Source organism: Rhodoplanes sp. Z2-YC6860 (genome assembly GCF_001579845.1).
GTDB lineage: Bacteria > Pseudomonadota > Alphaproteobacteria > Rhizobiales > Xanthobacteraceae > Z2-YC6860.
This window is the reverse complement of the sequence record NZ_CP007440.1, coordinates 632,539-653,681: the sequence shown is the minus strand read 5'-3', so window position 1 is coordinate 653,681 and position 21,143 is coordinate 632,539. Positions and strand designations below refer to the sequence as shown.

Genomic DNA, 21,143 nt, shown 5'->3' with positions numbered 1-21,143 from the left:
TTGAGCGCGCTCCGGCCCCCGCCGGGTTTTCAGCTCGACCGTGCGATCGGCACGACCTATTCGCTCGACCTCATAACCCTGCTGTCACTTCCACTCAGCTTTGCCTTGCTCGACATGACGAACGACGAGGGCAAGCTGGTACGCGATCCGGTCGCCTTGCTTCACGCGCTTCGTGCCTATTCGAATCGCTTGACGATCTTTTGCCAAGCGGATGGAATTGCAGTGCCGGCTCGGCGGCATCCACTCTACGCTCATCTCGAAGAAGCTATCGTCCCGGTCCGCAAGCAAGGCGCGGCTTTTCACCCGAAAATCTGGGCGTTACGGTTCACTTCTCCCGGCGAGTCCGTTCGCTACCGTTTTCTATGCCTTTCGCGGAACATCACAGGCGATCCGTCGTGGGATACGCTGCTCGCTCTCGATGGCGAGGTCGTCGAACGCCAACGCGCCATCGCGAAGAACCGTCGTCTGGCCGATTTTCTCCTTGCCCTTCCCGGCCTTGCGGCTGATCCAATTCATGCGCGGCATGGAGAGGCCGTAAGCCTTCTCGCCGACGAACTACGCCGTGTCCGCTTTGAGCTCCCGGAGCCCTTCACCGACTACGAATTCTATCCGATGGGCCTTTCGGGCTTCCCTCCGCCCAAGCTTCCCGAAGGCACCCGGCGGCTTCTGATATTGTCGCCGTTCCTCAGCGCATCCTTTCTGAAGGGTATCGCCGAGGAGGTTCCAGCGGTCCTGATTTCGAGGGCCGAGAGTCTCGACGCCATCGATGCCGCCACCTTGAAGAAGTTCGATGAAATTTTCGCCATTGACGACGCCGCGTCCGGCGATGACGAAGCAACCGAAACTGCAGATACCCCCGCGCCGATTCTCAACGCGTCCGAGGATGCGGCGACCCAGGTCGCCGCGCACGGCCTGCACGCAAAGCTTTATCTCGCCGATGCCGGTTGGGATTCCGACTTGTGGACGGGCTCGACCAACGCCACATCGGCCGGCTTTCACAACAATGTCGAATTTCTAACCCGTCTCACCGGTAAAAAGAGCAAGGTCGGGATCGATGCATTTCTAAATGGCGTTTCGGGCTCAAAAGGATTCTCCCAATTCCTGTTGCCTTATCAAATTCCGAAAAGCCCACCTGTCGTGAATGACGTGGCTGAGGAAAATGGCAAAATCGCCGAACAGCTGCGGACCTTAATCGCCGCTCTTCCTTTGCGTTTCCAGATCGCCCGCGAGGAGAAGCTCTATCGATTGACCCTGCGAACGCTCGCGCCCGTCACGGCAAAGACCAACGCCACGGCGGTCGCTTGGCCGATCACGCTCGCGCCAAGTGCAGCGCAATCTATGGCGCCGCTGTTTTCAGGGCATGATCTTATCTTCGAGCATCTGTCCTCCCAAGCTCTCACAGCCTTCCTCGCCGTCACGGTCACGGCCGGACGAGGCGAAAACAGCATCGAGCTTCGTTTCGTCCTCAAGCTTCCGCTCTCGGGCATGCCCGAAGACCGGTTCGAAAATCTTCTTCATCATGTCTTGAGCGATCCGGCCAACGTGCTGCGCTATCTCCTGTTTCTCATTCATCACGACGGCCTGCACTCCGGTCGGATCAAGGACCTCTTCACGCCGGCCCACGATCCGGCCAAACGCCAGGGCGCCAACGGTACCGGATCGATCCCTCTCTTTGAGGAATTAAGTCGCGCCCTCGCGACGCAGCCGGAGCTCTTGGACGGCGTGAAATCGCTGGTCGACGATCTGCGCAAGACGGAGGAAGGCGCGGCCCTTCTACCAACGAATTTTGACTCGGTGTGGACGCCGATCTGGAGCGCGCGAGAGGCCTTGCGAGGATGACCACTCAGCCCAAGCCCGATGCGGACGAGGTCTGCCAGTCGCTGCGCGATTTTCAGCGGGCGACGGTGGACTACGCCTTTCGCCGCCTTTATCTCGATCTCGACCGCGTCGATCGCTTCCTCGTCGCCGACGAGGTGGGGCTCGGCAAGACATGGGTTGCGAAAGGCGTCATCGCGCGGGCTGTTACGCATCTGTGGGACAAGAAAAAACGTATCGACGTACTCTATATCTGTTCCAACGCTGAGATCGCTCGCCAAAATGTCAACCGGCTGAACCTCGGAGATTCGAAGGATCAAGCCTTCGCGTCGCGCCTCACACTTCTGCCTCTCCATTTGCGCGACCTCAACGAGCGCAAGGTCAACTTCATCTCCTTCACGCCGGGTACGTCATTGGATTTTGGCACGAGCAGCGGCGCGCGACGCGAACGGGCCGTGCTCTACTGGCTCCTTGACGACATCTGGGGCCTGCGTGGCACCGCCGCTATGAATCTGCTGCAAGCCAACGCCGGCATTGAGAGCTGGCGAAGGCTGCTCGATGAGGTGAAGTCTGAAATCGTCGAGCAGGGTGGTTTTGAACCGGCGGTCGTCCAGCGCTTCAATGAAGCGCTGATTGCCGACCCCTCGCTTGCCTCCGATTTCGAGGAGCAATCCCAACTGTTTGGGCGTGCTCGCAAGCGTCTTGTCCCTTACGAGCAGCGGCATGCGCGTAATCAGCTGATTGCACGCTTGAGGCGCGCGCTGGCGCGCAGTTGCCTGGCAGTGTTCGAACCCGACCTCATCATACTCGACGAGTTCCAGCGCTTCCGTAATCTGCTCCAGACCGGAGACACGAGGGATGAGGCGGCGCAGCTTGCCCAACAGCTTTTTGCCTCCGCGGGCTCAAAGATACTTCTTCTGTCCGCCACGCCTTACAAGATGTACACGGTCACCGGCGAGACGGATGGTGACGACCATTGTCGCGATTTTCTGGAAACGTCGCGCTTCCTTCTGGCGAAAAAACCGGAGGACGTGGACCAGCTCGAAAAGAATCTTGTCACCTACCGAAAGGCACTCTGCGGCCAGGATATCGGCATCCCGGAGCAAGACGCCTTGAACGCCATTGAGCGGTGCCTGCGCAATGTCATGTGCCGGACTGAGCGCCTAGCCGCCACGGCCGATCGCAACGGCATGCTCAAGGAAGTCCGGGCCGCGCTCGTTCCGATGGTGTCGGGGGATTTTCTCGAATACCGTCTGCTATCGAAACTCGCCAGTCAGGTGAGAGCCGACGATCCGATCGAGTTGTGGAAGTCGAGCCCTTACCTCATCAACATCATGGAGGAAAGCTACCGGCTCAAGAGCTTGCTGCACGACGCGATCGAGAGCCAAGAGCAGCCGATCTTGACCGCGCTGCGCGACCTACTGCCATGGCAGCTACCCGCCAAGGTCATGGAGGCGTATCAGCCCATCGATCCTAAAAACCCGCGGCTTCGAACCCTGATCGAGGACCTCGCGCAGAGCCAGCTTTGGAAGCTGCTGTGGCTCCCGGCCGATTTGCCCTACTACGAAGCGCAGGGCGTTTTCGCAGGCACGGACGATCATCCGCATACTAAACAATTGATCTTCTCGTCATGGAAGGTCGTGCCGAGATCCATCGCGATGCTTGTGAGCTACGCGATGGAGCGTCTCATGGTGATCGAAGGCGATGCGGAGCCCAGCTATAGCGAACTGCGGGAAAAGCATGGGCCACTGCTGCGATGGTCAGAAGAGGACGGGCGCCTTGGCGGAATGCCGCTGCATGCGCTGTTTTATCCCTGCATGACGCTAGCCAGGCGCATCGACCCGCTCGTGCATGCGCAGGCGCAAAGCATGCGGCTGACAAGGACCGAGCTGGACCAACGCGTCGCCAAGGAAGTGTCGGACCTGCTTTCACCGCTTGTTGGCGGCTATGAGGACAAAAGCGCGCGGCCAGACCAGCGCTGGTACTGGGCGGCGCCGCTTCTGCTCGACAAGCAACACGCCCCATCGGTTCGCGAATGGATGCTGGAGGAAAGCGACGAATGGTCATGGGCATCGCCCGACGATGAAGAGCAAAGTCTGTTTCAGAAGCACATAGCCGAGGCTTCCGAGCTCGTAGCCAGGCCCAACCGGCTTGGTCGGCCACCTGAAGATCTCGCGAACGTACTTGCCAAAATCGCCATCGGGGCTCCGGGGACCGTCATTTTGCGCGCCCTGTTGCGACATGCTGATTCCGCAGAGGAGCGTGCCGCCTGGCAGTCCGCCGCGTCAGCGGCTCTAGGATTCCGCACATTATTTAATGTGCCCGAGAGCATGCTGCTCCTTCGAGGACTCTTCGGCCGCAAACTACCTTACTGGGACCAAGTGCTGAGCTACTGCTGCGACGGCAATCTTCAGGCGGTCATTGACGAATATGTTCACATTCTCATCGATCTTCTGAGCGTTAAGCACGGCACTGGCGAGGGCTTGCACAACCTCGGCAAGGCTATCGGCAACGCCGTGAGCTTGCATACAACCTCGCTTGCCTATGACCACTACCGGCCAGCGTCCGACGGAGGGGTCTCAGTTAAGTCGCAACGCGTCCGCTGCCGATTTGCGCAGCGCTTCGGCGACTCCGATTCGGAAGACGGCTCCGAAAAGACGCGCGAGGGCGCGCTTCGCGACGCCTTCAATTCTCCGTTCCGTCCTTTCATTCTTGCTTCGACATCGATCGGGCAAGAGGGACTCGATTTCCATCCTTATTGCCATGCCCTTGTGCATTGGAATTTGCCGACCAATCCCGTCGATCTGGAGCAGCGCGAGGGGCGGATCCACCGCTTCAAGGGGCATTTCATCCGCAAGAATCTGGCGCGAGCCTACGGCATTGAAGGTACGAAGGGCAGCCGCGATCCCTGGGCATCGATCTTTCGTACGGCTTTGGACCGGCGTCCGGATGCTCAAAACGATATGGTTCCATTCTGGATATTCGATGGTCCATCTAAAATCGAGCGGCGATTACCAATGTTACCGTTGTCCCGCGAGACCACTCGCATAGATGACCTCAAGCAGTCCTTGGCGCTGTATCGGATGACCTTCGGGCAACCGCGCCAAGAAGAACTGTTGGAATTTCTGAAACGACACTCCCCGAAGGACGCTGGCGACCCTGACCCATCGGGGCGAAATATTGACCTCAGACCTCGATGACAGGGCGACGATAGAGAACTCTAGGTCACGAGTGCATAGCGCTCTCTCAACGGCCTTAGCCCTAACCATGGGTGGGTTCCCATCTCGCAACTCATACCGCCTTGAGTCTTCCGTTGAAGCTAAGACCGCGGGTAATTCGAACCCCAAGCTTAAGCTAGTTAGAGTGAGCCTTTTTGGGCAATTGAGGCAACTCGAAGGCAACTCACATGACAATGCTGGCGCGCCTGCCGCAATGGTCGAATTGAAATCGCTTGAATGGCTGCTATCTGGCCGCGAGTCTCTCGCTGTCACCAAATTCACCCTGAAATCAGGTCCCGCAGAATGTCTGGCATACGCGTTCGTGCGGCTGCGGGGACTCTTGGTAGCGGGCAAAGTCAGGTTGATCGTCAAACGGCCTGGCGAGAATCGATAGCATCTCATGGAATGGAGCGAAGTCGTTCGCGACTGTTGCGGCCTCGATGATCTCTTCGATGCGATGGTTTCGCGGAATGAATGCAGGATTGACCGCGCGCATCCTCATCCGGCGACTTTTGACAGTTTCTGGCTCCCGCGCCAACCGTGCACGCAGTCGAACCCACCATGCGTCAAAGCCCGGGCTATTCTGACACAGGCCTCGAAGTTCGTCGTTCGCTACGGCATCGTCCGCAGCATCACTCAACCGACGAAATGCGATCGTGAAGTCCACCTGATTTGTCGCGAGCAGATCCAGGAATTCGCCCGCTAGTCCAATGTCGCCATCTTCGACAGTTGAAAGCCCGAGTTTTTGTCGCATGCCGTCCGAATAGGTGGCCTCAAAGCGGGTCGAAAAGCCTTCAAGCACATTCTCGACTTGTTGCACGGCCTTTTGCTGGTCCTCATCGATGAGCGGCAACAAGGCTTCCGCAAGACGGGCTAGATTCCAAGTTGCGATCTGCGGCTGGTTTTCATAGGCATAGCGCCCCTGCCGATCAATCGAACTGAACACTTTGCCTGGATCGTACTCATCCATGAACGCGCAAGGCCCATAGTCGATCGTTTCTCCCGCGATCGACATGTTGTCCGTGTTCATGACGCCATGAATAAAGCCAACGAGCAGCCAGCGCGCGATGAGATCCGCCTGACGCGACGTCACGAGTTCAAGGAGCGAGAGATAGCGACGGTCGGAGCGCGCTGCTTCGGGGTAGTGCCGGGCGATGACATGGTCAGCGAGAAGGCGAAGGCCCTCCAGGTCTCGCCGTGCCGCAAAAAATTGAAACGTCCCGACCCGGATATGGCTGGTGGCTATGCGGGTGAGGACTGCTCCCGGCAGTTCGGTTTCCCGGGTCACCGTTTCTCCGGTCAGGACGGCGGCGAGAGAGCGTGTGGTTGGGATGCCCAACACGTTCATTGCCTCACTCACAACGTATTCGCGCAGCACTGGTCCCAGCGCCGCTCGACCGTCGCCGCGTCGCGAGAACGGAGTGGGCCCCGACCCCTTGAGCTGGACATCACGCCGGACGCCGTGCCGATCGACAATCTCGCCGAGCAGGACGGCACGACCGTCGCCGAGTTGCGGCACAAAATGTCCAAACTGATGTCCGGCGTAGGCCAGGGCAATCGGCTCCGCCGCATCAGGGACCCGCTGCCCCGACAGCGCCTCGAGTCCTTGAGAACCGGCAAGCCACTCGGGATCAAGCCCCAGGTCCACCGCGAGTTCTGTGTTTAGACGGATGAGCCGGGGGGATCGTACCGGTGTCGGCGCAACCCGGGCATAAAACCGGTCGGGCAGCCGCGCATATGTATTTTCAAACGGAAGGTGGACGGCCATAGGTCCGGTCGGCGTCTCAAGGATTGCACCAACGCTCACCATCGTGCCTGCGGTTCTGCATATCAAGGGCTTCCGTGTGCGCCCGCTGCAATGTCATTGCCAAGACCAAGCGTGTAGGCTGATGTCCATTGGTGGTGCGAAGCGGACCTCTTCGCCGCTCCGCTGCATGTCAGCTTTGAGGTGTAGGTCGGACATTGCCAAAGCGAAACGCGATATCGCCTAATGACGCTGCTACGGACTCACGGTGCCCCGGCTTGGGTCCTTCTGGCGTTCGTTCCCACGCGGGTAATTCGGACCCCGAGCTCGCGCTAGTTAGGCGCAGATTTTTTAAGGTTAAATCGGTTAAACCGGTTAAATCGGTTAAGTCAGCGCCAGAAGCGCATTTGAGTTTGTCGCATTGGCGCCGGCGAACGAAACTGCTAAATCTCTTTGCAATTGATTTTCTCCGACTATGTCCGGTTTGATTGAGCGAGGATTGCGGGGATCTAGCGAGCATTCACGATCAATCCTCGATCTGATATTTTTGTGCAACCTCAGTGGGTTGAATCTGGCGTGCGAGGATTGCGAGGATTTTCCACGCGTCACATATAGAGAATTTTTTTCGCTCCTTCTGAAATTTTCTCTCATGTATACACCGCCGAAAATCGTCTCTATCCTCGCAGAAGATCTCTAAGTAGTTGATGCTCAGTCGATATTGTTCTTCGAGGATTGATTATGAATCCTCAATCGATCCTCTCAATCCTCTCTTGGTGCAGACAAACGTAAATGCTAAACAACGATCCGATCGCGTGCTGCAGCCATGACATCGGAAAAACTCAACCGATCGGCGTCTGCGGAAAATCAGCGATAGTTTGCGATAGTTTGCGATAGTCGCTTCAAACCCTCGCGCACGAAAATCATTTGCCCGAACAAGGGCTTGTTCGCGACCTGCGATAGTTGCGATAGTTTTTCCTCCCTATAGGCATTAGTTTTACTGGCGCAGATGGGCTGAACAAGTTCACACGTGTATAGGGAAAAACTATCGCAACCCTCGCATGGTCCACGTAACACTATGATCATGAACGATAAATACCTTGCGATAGTTGATTATGAACTATCGCAAACCATCGCAAACTATCGCGGTCTCTTTCTACGGCTGAACGCAACTTACTTGGTAGGCAATCGGTCTCGGTGCGGGAAAACTGCGTGTACGCGATAAGGCAATCGCGACACGTCATGGTTCTGCGGAGCTGAAGTGCTGTCGGACTTCACTGATCATAGCGCCTCGAGCAACCGAAGCTCCGAGCGACGCGAACCTGACGTTGCACCTATTTAAATCTTACCAACTGATAGACACGGGTGGACCCGGTATCGTCTCTTGGAATTCTCGAGGGCATCTCGCGTCCGAACTTCGTTTGAGTTCTGACTTCAAGTCCCTTGCTTCGAGCCCAATCCGCATAAGCACCGTACATTGCACGCGCTCCGATTCCGGAGGTGTACGGACCCCTTTCCAGCTTTTCGTCTATAAACTGGTCAAGCACGCACCCGAATTGTTCGTCAAACATGACAGACTTTGGAACGGGCGTTCTCCGCTGCTCGGCGGCGAGTTTCATGAGCGTCGTTCCGATGGACTCCATCAGATCCGCAAGTTGGTTGTTTGGCATTGGTTGTCCTTCAGCAGGGTGATGAGGTGGATTGTCGGAAATTGTCTCGAAGGGCTTGCATCGTCGTAACCGCGAGGGTGCAATCGCGCGGTGCCGTGATGGGTAGGTTTCACGTGAAAAATTTTCGCTCTTCGCCGGCGTCGCTGCGGGAAGAGTTACCGGCGGCGGCCCAGCCGTGAGCGATTCACGTTTGTGAAGGCGATCTCTCTGGCTTAGGCGGAACTGATCCAATGGTGTTGGAATCGATCCAGGAGCTGAGGTCGCTGCGTCGGTAGCGAATGGCGCGCCCGGCGCGCACAAAACGTGGCCCTGTGCGGTGCGCGCGCCACGCCTGCAGCGTTCGAATCGACAGACCTAGGATTGCGGCAGCTCTGACTTCATTCAGAAGCTCACACGCTTCGTTTCTATCAGCCACAAACTTCATGTTCGTCCCCGAATCGGTTGCGATATGAGGCGAAGTCTCCGATTCGGCACTTGCGTAATAGACTCCATGATTCTTTTACTTTTGAAGCGAAATCACTGCGGTGATTTACGACCACGACCTCGAGGCCGCCCCGACTTTCCCCAAAAGGCCCCCGTGGCGTCCAAAGCCCTGCTCCAGGCGTCATCGAACGCCCGTCTCGCGAGAGACGGCCATTTCTGTTTCGCTTCGAAAAACCATTGGTTTTTAGGTTTGGATCTGTCCGTAGGCGAAGCTCTCATGGCGGCACACAGCCAGCGCTCGCACGCTTTACCGGGAAGTGGATCGCTAACGTCCTGCCCTATCTCGGAGTTCGCCTGATCGTCGAAGGCGTCCGGTTCAACGTCGATAGGCAAGCGATGGGTGATAGTTTCGAGATCGCCAGGGATTTCGTTCCGCCGAAATACTCGCACGTCGTGAACGAAGTTCTCTGAGCGCGCTTCCTTGATTACCGATTCTGCGAGCCGATGGAACACAAGTTCACGCCAAGCAGGCGCCGGAATCATTTTTAGTTGGGCGAGTATACTGCCTGACCGCCCGACGGCGACTAGCTCACCGCCTGAAAGCTTTTGAGCCAGAGCACGTTTCAGGTTTCGAAAGGCAGTCCGTTCCGCTTCAATTAGCTTTCGTTTTGGGCTAGCAGCTCGAGCATCAAACGCGTCTTCGAGCGAAATGCCTGAATAAACGGTCGCTCGCTTGTTACCCCCGCCTGCCTTTTGAATCGCGTGCTGCGCCGCGATCCAAGAATCCCACTCCGACCGTGCGGTTTCCCGCGCTGCACGGCGCAATGTCCAACCGGGGAGTGAAGCCGACTTCCGAGGCATCTCCGAATCCGACCGCGAATCAGCAACACTTGCATCGTCAGTAGTTGCAGAGGCCCATCCTGGATACCTCGCCAACCTCAACATACCCACAGTCAACGATACTGCCTGTTTCCTTTGTCTTCGCGGCTCTACTCCGTATTTCTATATGCGCCTGATAGGGCTGGATTTTCCGTTGTTTTAGCCGATGTTCCGGCCATGAACCCGCGCGACGTGTCATCTCTTTGGATCGCTGAAACTGCGGAGCTCTTGGCCGTCGGCCTGAGCCGCATGTTGGCCCGGCAGTCCAGAGAAAAATCACTCCGGACCGGAGAATTTCCGCTCGACAGTTTCGAACAACAGAGCGGACATCCGACCCCTGTGGATCGGAGAACAATTGATGGCTGAAGGCGTTTTGGCCCAGTTGGCGGCAATAAAATCCGCCCCAATCGGCGCCCTGAAGCAAAAGTGGCGCGACCTCTTCGGTCGGGAAGCCCCACCTTATAACAGGCGGTTTCTGGAAAATCGGCTGGCCTACCGCATCCAGGAGCTGGCCTATGGCGGGCTTTCAGCGGAGACCGTTGAACGGCTGGAAGCGCTAGCCGCCGAATTCGACGGCAAAGCGGTTCGCGGACGGCAGGTATCCGAACGGCCTATCGCGGGCACCCGCCTGATCCGCGAATGGAAGGGTGTCGAGCACTGCGTCACGGTGCGAGACGACGACTTCGAATATCAGGGCCGTCCGTATCGGTCTCTGTCGGCGATTGCCCGCGCCATCACCGGCACGCGTTGGAACGGCTTGGTATTTTTCGGCCTGAAAAATCAGCGGAGTACCTAATGGCGAAGGACACGCTGGCGATCAAACGGAAACTCCGGTGCGCGGTCTACACTCGCAAATCTTCCGAAGAGGGTTTGGACCAGGAATTCAACAGCCTGCATGCTCAGCGCGAGTCCTGCGAGGCGTATGTCGCCAGCCAACGCGCCGACGGCTGGCTGCTCCTGGACGACCATTATGACGACGGTGGATTTTCTGGCGGCACCTTGGAGCGGCCTGCGCTCAAGCGGCTCATTGCCGACATCGAGGCACGCCGCGTCGACATCGTTGTGGTTTACAAAATCGATCGCCTCAGCCGCTCGCTGATGGACTTCGCCAAACTGGTTGAGGTGTTCGACGGGAACAGCGTCACCTTCGTCAGCGTTACGCAGGCTTTCAACACGACCACCAGCATGGGGCGGCTGACGCTCAACATCCTACTGTCGTTTGCTCAGTTCGAGCGTGAAGTGATTGGCGAGCGCATCCGCGACAAGTTTGCCGCCTCTCGTAAGAAGGGCATGTGGATGGGCGGGTACGTTCCGATGGGCTACACCGTGAAGGATCGGAAGCTCGTCATAAATAAGCCTGAAGCCGCTCTGGTGCTGTCGATCTTCGAACGCTTCGCCAAGATGGGATCTGGCACCAAGCTGGTGAGAGCGTTGGCCCTTGAGAACGCCCGCAATCGCTACGGCAAGCTTATCGACAAGGGTGCGCTGTATAAATTACTCAATAATCGGACCTACGTCGGCGAAGCCGTACACAAAGGCACAGCGTACCCCGGCGAGCATCAACCGATCATCGATCGCGCCCTGTGGGATAAAGTCCATAGCGTCCTGAAGGAAAGCCCACGTAAACGCGCTTCGGCCACGAGAATTCAATCGCCTGCTCTATTGAAGGGACTGATTTTTGGCTCCAACGGCGCGCCAATGACGCCGACACACACCCGAAAGCGCGGACGCCTTTATCGATACTACATTGCAACCAGCGCGTTGCGATCCGGCATCGCCGACAACAATCCAGTACGGCGCATTCCCGCCATCGACATCGAAAATGCTGTGGTCGAGCAAATCAAGCTGATGGTTCGCTCCCCTGAAATCATCGCCGCCACATGGCGCGCGGTTAGAAAACAAGCCGACGGTCTGACGGAGCGGCAGGTACGCGATCACCTAAACCGCTTTCTCGAGGTCTGGAATGAGCTTTTTCCGATCGAACAAGCCCGCATCGTCCAGCTACTGGTAGACCGCGTGGAGGTCTCTACGACCGGCGCCGATATCACGCTGCGAACGGAGGGCTTGGCAAGTTTGGTGCGGGACATCGGTCCGCCATCAGCTCCCACGGACCAAGCCGCATGACAATTACAAAGACCAAGACATCGGCGACCGTCACTGTTCGAGTGCCTCTGAAACTTGCCGTTCGTGGTGGCCGGAAAACGATTATTGGAGATTTCAGGAAGCCGGCAACTCGCACCCGGTTCGACGACTCGATCACTAAAGCCATCGCGCGCGCTTATCGATGGAGGTCGTTGATTGAATATGGCGAGTACTCATCTATTACCGAATTGGCGAAGGCTGAAGGAGTCAATCAATCCTACGCCTGCCGAATATTGCGCCTGACCAACTTGGCGCCAGATATCGTCGCGATGATCTTGGATCAGCGGGGGCTAAATCTCACGTTGGTTGATCTTATGCAGCCATTTCCGTCAAGTTGGATTGAACAACGACTGCGCTGGGTCATCGATGCTCAATCTCCCCTTCAGGGGTGAGGAGCTCTCGGTTGAATTCAAATAAGATTCCGGGGCTTCGTACGGCAACTCGCACGCTAATCGCGATTAAACATGGGCGATTGTCGCTCGACTCTGGATCGAGATCAGAAGGGCCCGACTTTCGGGCCTCAGGTCACTCCTTGGGATACAGATTGGTACATTAGACGCCGGGAAGTGCCAGGAGATTGCCTGGGACAATCGCGAATGGCACGAGTGAACTCGCGGATTGCGTCTTGGCTCTTAGTGATGCTGTGGAGATTGCACCACTTCCTTTTTGTCCAACGGGCACGCGGGATTCGTAAAGTGTGGCGATGCGCTCGCTGGCGCCTCACGTCGACATCGTGGCGTTGAGCGTGGGGGCTCCGGAATGCACCATTCGCGCCTAATCCGGCTATCGTCTTGAAATCTGAACAGGTTATGATGAAACGGCGGACCTCCGGCGGTTCGAGATGAAATGGGCCTGAATTGATTGTCCGATGACCGACTTGGATCCCGTCAATTCTTTCATAAAGACCTGGCGTGACACGGGGGGATCTGAACTTGCCAACACGCAAAGTTTTATTAACGGCCTGACTGCCCTGTTAGGGGTGGCTGCTCCCGCCGGTTCGCGCAGCGACGACACCCTCAACGACTACGTGTTCGAACGCCGCGTGTTTCAGGATAACGGTGACGGTACGGAAAGTTTTGGCCGGATCGACTGTTACAAGAGAGGACACTTCGTTCTCGAAGCTAAGCAAGGCAGCGATTCCGACCGCATTGCTGCCGAAAAAAATGAAGCAGATCTCGATCTATTCGGCCAAACGGCCAGCCAGCGGGTGAAGCGTGGCACCGCCCGGCGCGGCACGCCAGGTTGGACGAAGGCGATGCTGCAAGCAAAGGGACAAGCCGAAAGATACGCAAAGGCTCTTCCGGTCGACCACGGCTGGCCGCCATTCCTCCTTGTCGTAGATGTCGGCTACTGCATCGAGGTGTATGCCGACTTCACCGGGACGGGGAAGGCGTACGCACAGTTTCCAGACCGCGCCAGCTTCCGCATTATGCTGGAGGACATCCGGCTTGGTCCGATTCAGGAACGGCTTCGAGCGATCTGGGAAAACCCGAAGCAGCTCGACCCATCGACCCAATCTGCACGGGCCACCCGGGAGATCGCTACGCTCCTTGCAACCGTGGCAAGACGTTTGGAAGCACGTGATCATTCGCCGGAAAATGTGTCCGGGTTTTTAATGAGGCTGCTTTTTACGATTTTCGCTGAGGACACGTCGCTGATACCGAAAGGAAGTTTCTCGGGACTGCTCGTGTCGCAACGCGGGCACCCGGAAACCCTTCATCACCAACTATCGGCTCTCTGGGAGGCGATGGATAAAGGCACTTTTTCCCCTGCCCTCGGAACGATGATGCGGCGGTTCAATGGCTACCTCTTCAAGGACCAGCACGCCATCCCCATCGATGAGGAAGAGCTCGAGGTTCTGATAAAGGCGGCAAAGGCCGACTGGACGCTTGTGGAGCCCGCGATCTTCGGCACGCTACTTGAGCGCGCATTACATCCTAAGGAGCGGGCGAAGCTCGGAGCGCATTACACTCCGCGAGCCTATGTAGAACGGCTGGTGATGCCAACCATCATCGAGCCATTGCGAGCCGATTGGCTCGGTGTCCGAGCGGCAGCCGTGAAGCTGCTTGAGATGGGCGACCGCGATAAGGCGCGGGCCGAAGTCGAGGCATTTCACGCAAAGCTTGCCCAAATCAAGGTTCTCGATCCTGCGTGCGGCACAGGCAACTTCTTGTACGTGGCCATGTCTCGTATGAAAGAGCTGGAAGCCGAGGTCGTCGATCTGCTGAGTGATCTTGGCGACTATCAATACGTGGCAGAGATTAGCGGCCATACGATCACACCTGAGAATTTCTTGGGAATTGAAGTCAATCCGCGAGCAGCTGCAATCGCACAGCTGGTTCTCTGGATCGGTTACTTGCAGTGGCACTTCCGTGTCGCTGGCCGGGACACGATGCCGGCCGAACCCATTCTTCGCGACATTCGCACGGTCGAAATCCGAGATGCGCTGGTTGAATGGGAGCGCACTGAACAAGAAGTGGACGCCGGCGGAAATCCGGTCACGCGCTGGGACGGAGAAACGACGAAGCTTCATCCGGTGACCGGCAACTTCGTGCCGGATGAGACCGCGCGCGTGAATGTTCTGCGCTATGTGAAGCCAAAGGTCACTAAATGGCCGACGGCAGATTTTATCATTGGCAATCCGCCGTTCATTGGTAACAAGCGGATGCGAGAGAGGCTGGGCGATGGTTACACTGAAGCTGTACGGGCGGCATTCAAAGGACTGCCCGAGACGATAGATTTTGTTATGTACTGGTGGTGGAAAGCCGCGTCATCAATGACGGCTGACAAGGCGCTGGTCCGCCGCTTCGGCTTCATCACCACCAATTCGATTACGCAGGCTTTCAACCGAGGAATCGTCGAAGCATCTGCGCCTGTGCGAATTGTTTACGCAATCCCGGACCATCCGTGGATCGACAGTCAAGATGGCGCTGCAGTCCGCATCGCTATGACGGTTGGCGCTCGTAGCCCCGACGTAGCGATGCTCGACACCGTAACGAGCGAGACAGAAATTCCCGACGGGTCGGGCGAAGTTGCTGTTACATTTCATCGCACGACCGGCCACCTCACGTCGAGCTTGCGGCTGGGGCCGGACATCCACGCCGCCGTTCCGCTCAAATCAAACAGGGGCTTGGCCTGCCCCGGCGTCCAGCTTTCAGGTCAAGGGTTCGTCATCTCTCCCGGAATTGCGGAAGCGTTTTCGGCCGAAACGCGGCAGAAGCTTGTGAAGCGATACCTGACCGGATGGGAAATCAACAATCGGCCGAAAGGCAGGCTCGTCATCGACGCGTTTGGGCTCGGGGAAGATGAGCTGCGAACACAGTACCCGGACGCGTACCAACATCTCCTTACGCACGTGTTCCCGGAGCGGTCTCAAAATCCAAGACCGGCCTACGCCAAAAACTGGTGGCTGCATTCGGAGCCGCGCGCGAAATTCAGGAGGGCGTTTCAGTCCATTCCGCGTTATTGCGCGACCTCACGCACGTCAAAGCATCGCTTTTTCGTTTTTTGTGACAACGAGACGATTCCCGAGACCAAGGTTCTTATCATTGCGCTCAACGACGCATTCCATTTGGGCGTTCTTAATAGTCGCTTCCATGTTCATTTTTCTGAAGCGGCGGGCGCCCACTTGGGCGTCGGAAACGATCCAACATACAATCACACCGAATGTTTCGATCCATTCCCGTTCCCCGGCGATCCGCCTGCCGTGCTCGTTGAAAAAATCCGCTCGGTGATGACTGCTCTCGATCGAGCACGGAAAGATGCCATATCCCGCCATTCCGATTTGACGCTTACTGATGTTTACAACGTCATCGCGGCGCTGCAGGAGGGCCGAACACTCACGAAGCAAGAACGGGATATCCATGATCGCGGACTCGTAAGCTCGATTGCTTCCCTTCAATCCGAACTCGATGAACTTGTCGCGAACTCGTATGGCTGGCCTGCGACCATAACGAACGAGGACGCGCTCGCCCGATTACTGGAACTCAATCAGGCCCGCGCTGCCGAGGAAGCAAGGGGCGCGGTGCGGTGGCTTCGCCCGGATATTCAGGCGCCGGTTAAGGTCGCTCCGGTTTCGCAGACATTTGATCTCGGAGAGATTGCTGTTGAACCGCCGAGCGGAGCTACGGCGCCTTGGCCGAAAACGCTGCCTGAGCAGGTCACGGCAATTTCCCGCGTGCTCATGAGCTCTCCCAAGCCTCTTACCGCCCGGGAAGTCGCGCGCTTGTTCGATGGCAAGCGCGCCACTTCGATCGAACCGGTGTTGAACGCTCTCGCGGCGGTTGGGCAAGCCCGGCGGCTAGCAGACGGACGCTTCGCCTCCTAGGGCTCATCGCTTCCCAAAAGCCCGCATTTCTCGGGTTTTGAGGAGAGCAATTGACATTCACTCAAAGAGAACAAATATAGAACATTCCAGCTCCAAGGGAGACCCTGTGGATGGCCACGGCCAGCCTGCGCACCGCTATTTCCGAACTGCGACGCACGCTGGCTCGCATGAATCGCACGCGCGTGCGGAACTGGGTCCCAAGCCATTCGGTATTGTCCCAGTTGACAGACGGTTGCCGAACGCAGGCTTGGCACTCGGGTATTTGCACAACACGATGGAGCGAGGGCTTGCGAGTAAGTACGCGGCGCGTGTTGCGCGCGATACAGAAGGAAAGAATCAATCTTTCCGATACAAAATCCTGCGCCGACGGGCTACTAAGCGCTTGAGGGCATGGCAGCAAATGCCCCAAAATTCCATTTGTCCGATGGCATCCACGGGGGCATCGCCAGGACATCTGCAGCATTTTGCTCGCGAGACAGCCTTCGGGGGCAGCTGAGATGACCGTGACCGCTCAATGGCTGATCGATGTGGGGACGGCGCAAGCCGATCTCCCCGATGGGCTTATCCCCGTGGCGACGTTCAGCCCGGACGGCCGACCGCCGGAAGAGGTCGCGGTGATGGAGAAGGCAAAGGCCTTCGGCGCGACAGCGGTATTCTTCGAAGCAAGCCGGAATCACCGGCCATCGACCGCGCAGGCCTTCGTATTCGTCTCCAACGGCCCCGCCGATGACGAGACGTTTGGCGAGCTTCACCGGCGTCTGTGGAGTTGGGGCGGTGTTCCGCTGGCGTACAGAAAGACGCCGGGCTTGGTGCAACTCTTTCGGTGCGCGCATAACCCCGATTTCGTTTCGAAGAGCGGCGCGACCGTTTGCAAACCCTACAAGACACTGCAGGTCGCCGCGGCTGTAAGTTCAGACCCTTGGTGGGACGCGGCGAGGCTTCGCAATGGCACCTTGTGGGATGACCCCGCGGTCTGCAAGGAGATGCTCTCCGCGAGCAAGGCCGCACACAAGCGCCTTATCGAGCAAGTCAAAGAGCTTCATGACGACTTGAACGAAGAGCAGATTCTGAAACGACACCTTCGTCGCAAACTCCTGATCCTTTGTTTGCTCATCGCGTACCTTGAAGAGCGAGACGTATTTCCTGACGGCTACTTCGCTCACTACGTTCCGAAGGCAAAGAAATTCTTCGAGGTACTTGCCAACGGCAAGGCGCTCGTGAAGTTGTTGTCGAACCTTGAAGAGCGCTTCAACGGAAACGTATTCACGCTAAGAGACGAAGACGCCGATACGCTTAAGGGAAATGCTCAGCTGGCGCGTTTTGCGCGCCTTGTTGAAGGCCGCGAAGATAAGTACGGACAACTGACCCTTTGGCAGTTGTACTCCTTCAAGGACCTGCCAGTCGAACTCATCAGCCATATTTATCAGCTGTTCGTCACCGACAAGGATTCATCCGTTTACACACCGCCGTTCGTGGTGCGCCTGATGTTGGACGAGGCCCTGAGTTGGAATCGTCTCGATCGCCTTGCGGAAACGGAAGAGGTCATTCTCGATCCGAGTTGCGGCTCGGGGATTTTTCTGGTCGAGGCCTACAAACGCCTTGTCCTTCACTGGCGCAGCCGCAACAACTGGAAGCGGCCCAATGTCACTGTGCTTAAGGGGCTTCTTAAGCGCGTGCATGGCGTTGATCTTGAAGAAGGCGCGGTAGAGCTCGCAGCCTTCAGCTTGTGCCTTGCGCTTTGCGATGCTCTTGAGCCCGAGGCTATCCGCGCGAGCATCAAGCTGTTTCCAGCGCTCGCCGGCAAAACGCTCCATCACTCCTGTTTCTTTGAAGCGAAGGAGAAGCAGCTTATCGACTCCCCGGTGGGGGTCGTCGTCGGTAATCCCCCTTTTAAGTCGAGCCTCACCACGCCCGGAGCCGAGAGCAGCTACGCAGCGTATGAGAAAAAGTTCGGTTCGCTGCCTGACAAACAACTGGCTTATCTCTTCTTGCATGAAGCAATGCAGATGGTCGCACCGGGCGGCGTGCTCAGCATGCTCCAGCAATATAATTTCCTCTACAATCAGAACTCTCTCGGCTTCCGCCAGAATTTCCTCAAGACGTGGGATGTCCGCGAAGTTCTGGACTTCATTTCTGTGCGCGGGCTCTTCCAAAAGGGCGGCGCCGATACGAAAGTCATCGTTGTATTGGCAGGCGCGGAAGCTCCGCCAAAGGACCGCAAGATTCTCCATGCGACCTTTCGCAGGAGCGGCCGTGCCGATGCAGAGCAAGGCTTCGATATTGATTACTACGACCTGCATTGGTTGCCGCGAGAGCTGGCACTCTCCAATGACAGTATATGGCGGGCCAATTTGCTCGGCGGCGGCAGAGTTTTGACCCTCGTTGACCGCTTCAAGGGGATGCGGTCTCTCGCTGCTTACGCAGAGAGCTTGGGATGGGACTACGGCGAAGGTTTTATCGAAGGACAAAAGAAAGTCTCACGCCCGGCGGCCCATATCGTTGGAAAGCCGCTGTTGCCTTCTGAAGCGCTGACCGTCGACGGCATAGATACTTCCGAAATTACCGTCGCAGCGAAGAAGCCGATTGAAGGTCCGAGGTCTGAGGCGCGCTTTACGCCCCCGATGTTGCTGGTTCGGGAACAGATGGATCTTCCGCACATCGTCTGGGAAAAGAGTTATCTCACTTACAAGAATAAGATCGTCGGATTCGCCGCCCCGAAAGAGCAACTGGACAAGCTTAAGAAAGTGGACCAGTGGCTGTCGCGTGAAGCCGCGGCGCTGCGCGCGTTTGCCGCCGCTGTGAGCGTCCGCTTGTTCACTCAGAAAGCTACGACGCTTTCCGGCGCGGATATCCTCGCTTTGCCGTATCCAGAGGAAGGTACGCTCGATTTAAGCGAGAACGAAAACATCGTCATTAGAGACATTGTGGACTACCAGCGCGATCTCGTTCGCTTAGGTGAAGACTCGGCCGCGATGCTCCTAAACGGCCTGAAGAGCGTGCCTTCGTTCGCGGAGACATTCGCGGCCCAGATCAATGCGATCTACAAGTCACCGGCTCTTAAACCTCTCCCGCCACGCTCGTGGCCAGGCGTCCTGTGCGCTCCATTTGTATTTGGAAATGGCGAAGTGGACTGGACTGATGATGAACAACTAAGGGGACGCCTTGACGCCCTGCTGCAGAACAAGCACGGCACAGATTTGCACGTGACGCGCATCGCGCGGATTTACGACGGCAACTTTATTTTTTTGTTGAAGCCCGACCGGCTACGCTATTGGCTGCCTTCGATTGCTCTGCGCGACGCAGACGAAACGCTTTCCGACCTTCGAGCGCAGGGATTTTAACTTCCGATGCTCGCAAACTCAGCGAATAGTTCGGCGATTGTGGGAACCCTGAAGGGCGACATTCACAAGCCGCAAACATTTCTCCATGAGCTTGTGGGCTTTATTTCCGGAGAGCTTCCGAAATGGCGAGGGCGCGTAGAGAGGAAGGCCGCAACGGCAGAGACCGTCCTGACTTCGCAGCTGTGCGCGCACCTTAACAGCGCTTCACGCCACGCGGGCGGTTGGGACAGCCTTCAGTTTCGCGTAGAAGAGCCCGATGAGAACCAGCCAGGGCGGCGCATGGATATGGTCGCGGCTCCAACTGGCACGGCAATCATCGTTGGAGGCCGTCGCTATGTCGATTTCGACACGCTGCTACCTGTCGAATGTAAGCGGCTTCCGACGCCTAAGGACAAAGCGCGGGATGAGCGGGAATATGTGTTCTGCAAGCATTCGAGCAGGGGCGGCATTCAACGCTTCAAGGCCGGGAATCATGGTTCCAACCATCGCCTCGGCGCGATGATTGGCTACCTGCAGGCGGATGGGTCGACCGACTGGAACACACGGATAAACAGTTGGATCGACGAGCTGGCCGACGTAGAGGCCGGCTGGACGGCGGCAGACCGGCTCGCCATAGGGTCGCTGGATGCGTCTGGAGGCAGTGCCACCCTTGCATCCGTTCATAGCCGCATCGGAACCTTGGGCGACATCGAGCTGCGCCATCTCTGGATCGAGATGCGCTGACGCGAAGCAAGAAAGCGTTGAGCCGATTTGTGCCAGTTTTGTGCCATGGAAATTTGGCAGCGGACGGCACCGCTCGGCAGGCAAACATGTAAGCCTTTGGAAGAATTTAGGAATGGTCGGCACTCGCTGGGACGCATTGCACTACAACGAAAGCCCGCCAGCGCGCCATCCTGGCCAAATTCGGATCCAGTTGGGCCACCGCTGTACCGGCTACCAAGCAGGCTACGATGGTGAGAAGACCTGCAAGCATCACGTCCTGGTTGCTCCAGGTCGCAACGCGGTCGAGAAGACATCAACAACATAGGCTGCAAAGCGTTTCTAGTCGCGGTGTAGAAAACTCGCGGAACGTCCCTGCGCGGTTACGGACGAGTTGCCGGACGACCTGGCCCAAAACTCGCACGGCACTAGGTCTACCAAATCACGGAAAGTGCCGACGGCGTCGGGACTTTGGGGTTGGCGGAGCCGGGCGTGATCGAACCGCCGACCTCCTCATTGCGAAAGAAGTAGAATTTTTCGGCCAATTTGGGAAGGGACAGCAATTCGAACCCGGCCGGAATCGACGCGTCGAAACGCGAGGATTTTATTGGGTTTCGCAAACCGTACTTCTAACCGGCAGTACAGAGGTTGAGAGAATTCGAGGCCTGGAGAACCAATTTATAGCGCTTCAGTCCAAAGCAGTGCAGAGCCATCGACAAAAAATCGTCCTCATTCGCCGCGTATTTTGCCGCGACCTAATCTGCGGAGAACGATTTTGACAAGGGCCGTGGCGGAGAGGGAGGGATTCGAACCCCCGATACGGTTGCCCGTATGCCGCATTTCGAGTGCGGTGCATTCAACCACTCTGCCACCTCTCCGGAGCCAGAT

The 21,143-nt window shown here is 57.3% G+C and carries 10 protein-coding genes and 1 tRNA gene; 8 read left to right on the top strand and 3 right to left on the bottom strand.

Translation table 11 applies throughout. From position 1 onward, the window contains the following. Both RHPLAN_RS03075 and RHPLAN_RS03070 read left to right on the top strand, forming a co-directional pair. Positions 1–1,839, top strand: coding sequence for a phospholipase D family protein (locus RHPLAN_RS03075; protein ID WP_157100019.1), 1,839 nt, complete (start codon positions 1–3; stop codon positions 1,837–1,839). Continuing rightward, a complete protein-coding gene (locus tag RHPLAN_RS03070; RefSeq protein ID WP_157100018.1) occupies positions 1,836–5,015 on the top strand; it encodes a helicase-related protein in 3,180 nt (1,059 codons plus the stop codon). Before RHPLAN_RS03075 ends, RHPLAN_RS03070 begins: the two co-directional genes overlap by 4 nt. Positions 5,016–5,322: 307 nt before the next feature. On the opposite strand, the gene RHPLAN_RS03065 is transcribed toward RHPLAN_RS03070, so the two are convergent. Together RHPLAN_RS03065 and RHPLAN_RS38100 are read right to left on the bottom strand one after the other, a co-directional pair. Next, entirely contained in the window at positions 5,323–6,801 is a 1,479-nt protein-coding gene (locus tag RHPLAN_RS03065) for a protein adenylyltransferase SelO (RefSeq protein WP_068013719.1), read from the bottom strand. A gap of 1,827 nt (positions 6,802–8,628) precedes the next feature. Next, entirely contained in the window at positions 8,629–8,868 is a 240-nt protein-coding gene (locus RHPLAN_RS38100; protein ID WP_084244211.1) for a helix-turn-helix transcriptional regulator, read from the bottom strand. Positions 8,869–10,104: 1,236 nt separating this feature from the next. Between RHPLAN_RS38100 and RHPLAN_RS03055 the strand changes: the two genes are divergently transcribed. From RHPLAN_RS03055 to RHPLAN_RS03030, 6 genes are all read left to right on the top strand, one after another. Further along, positions 10,105–10,542: a DUF2924 domain-containing protein gene (locus RHPLAN_RS03055; protein WP_068013714.1), complete on the top strand. Its 438-nt coding sequence runs from the start codon at positions 10,105–10,107 to the stop codon at positions 10,540–10,542. Further along, positions 10,542–11,870 (top strand): recombinase family protein, encoded by a 1,329-nt coding sequence (locus RHPLAN_RS03050; RefSeq protein ID WP_068013712.1) that lies wholly within the window; start codon positions 10,542–10,544, stop codon positions 11,868–11,870. Before RHPLAN_RS03055 ends, RHPLAN_RS03050 begins: the two co-directional genes overlap by 1 nt. After that, on the top strand, positions 11,867–12,280 hold the full coding sequence (locus RHPLAN_RS03045) for a ParB/RepB/Spo0J family partition protein (protein ID WP_068013710.1): 414 nt from the start codon (positions 11,867–11,869) through the stop codon (positions 12,278–12,280). Before RHPLAN_RS03050 ends, RHPLAN_RS03045 begins: the two co-directional genes overlap by 4 nt. A gap of 476 nt (positions 12,281–12,756) precedes the next feature. After that, complete coding sequence (locus tag RHPLAN_RS03040) at positions 12,757–16,215, top strand: class I SAM-dependent DNA methyltransferase (protein ID WP_068013708.1); 3,459 nt, start codon at positions 12,757–12,759, stop codon at positions 16,213–16,215. Between the two features lie 497 nt (positions 16,216–16,712). Beyond that, positions 16,713–19,556, top strand: a complete 2,844-nt coding sequence (locus tag RHPLAN_RS03035; RefSeq protein WP_084244209.1) for an HsdM family class I SAM-dependent methyltransferase — start codon at positions 16,713–16,715, stop codon at positions 19,554–19,556. 6 nt (positions 19,557–19,562) lie between these two features. Beyond that, entirely contained in the window at positions 19,563–20,279 is a 717-nt protein-coding gene (locus tag RHPLAN_RS03030; RefSeq protein ID WP_068013707.1) for a hypothetical protein, read from the top strand. A gap of 764 nt (positions 20,280–21,043) precedes the next feature. Here the strand turns inward: RHPLAN_RS03030 and RHPLAN_RS03020 are convergent. Continuing rightward, positions 21,044–21,133, bottom strand: a tRNA-Ser gene (locus tag RHPLAN_RS03020). Positions 21,134–21,143 lie beyond the last annotated feature (10 nt).

Bases quoted from the DNA above. Each gene is read 5' to 3' on its own strand.
- RHPLAN_RS03070 (WP_157100018.1), top strand. From the start codon at position 1,836: ATGACCACTCAGCCCAAGCCCGATGCGGACGAGGTCTGCCAGTCGCTG.
- RHPLAN_RS03030 (WP_068013707.1), top strand. From the start codon at position 19,563: ATGCTCGCAAACTCAGCGAATAGTTCGGCGATTGTGGGAACCCTGAAG.
- RHPLAN_RS38100 (WP_084244211.1), bottom strand. From the start codon at position 8,868: ATGAAGTTTGTGGCTGATAGAAACGAAGCGTGTGAGCTTCTGAATGAA.
- RHPLAN_RS03050 (WP_068013712.1), top strand. From the start codon at position 10,542: ATGGCGAAGGACACGCTGGCGATCAAACGGAAACTCCGGTGCGCGGTC.
- RHPLAN_RS03040 (WP_068013708.1), top strand. From the start codon at position 12,757: ATGACCGACTTGGATCCCGTCAATTCTTTCATAAAGACCTGGCGTGAC.
- RHPLAN_RS03045 (WP_068013710.1), top strand. From the start codon at position 11,867: ATGACAATTACAAAGACCAAGACATCGGCGACCGTCACTGTTCGAGTG.
- RHPLAN_RS03035 (WP_084244209.1), top strand. From the start codon at position 16,713: ATGACCGTGACCGCTCAATGGCTGATCGATGTGGGGACGGCGCAAGCC.
- RHPLAN_RS03055 (WP_068013714.1), top strand. From the start codon at position 10,105: ATGGCTGAAGGCGTTTTGGCCCAGTTGGCGGCAATAAAATCCGCCCCA.
- RHPLAN_RS03065 (WP_068013719.1), bottom strand. From the start codon at position 6,801: ATGGCCGTCCACCTTCCGTTTGAAAATACATATGCGCGGCTGCCCGAC.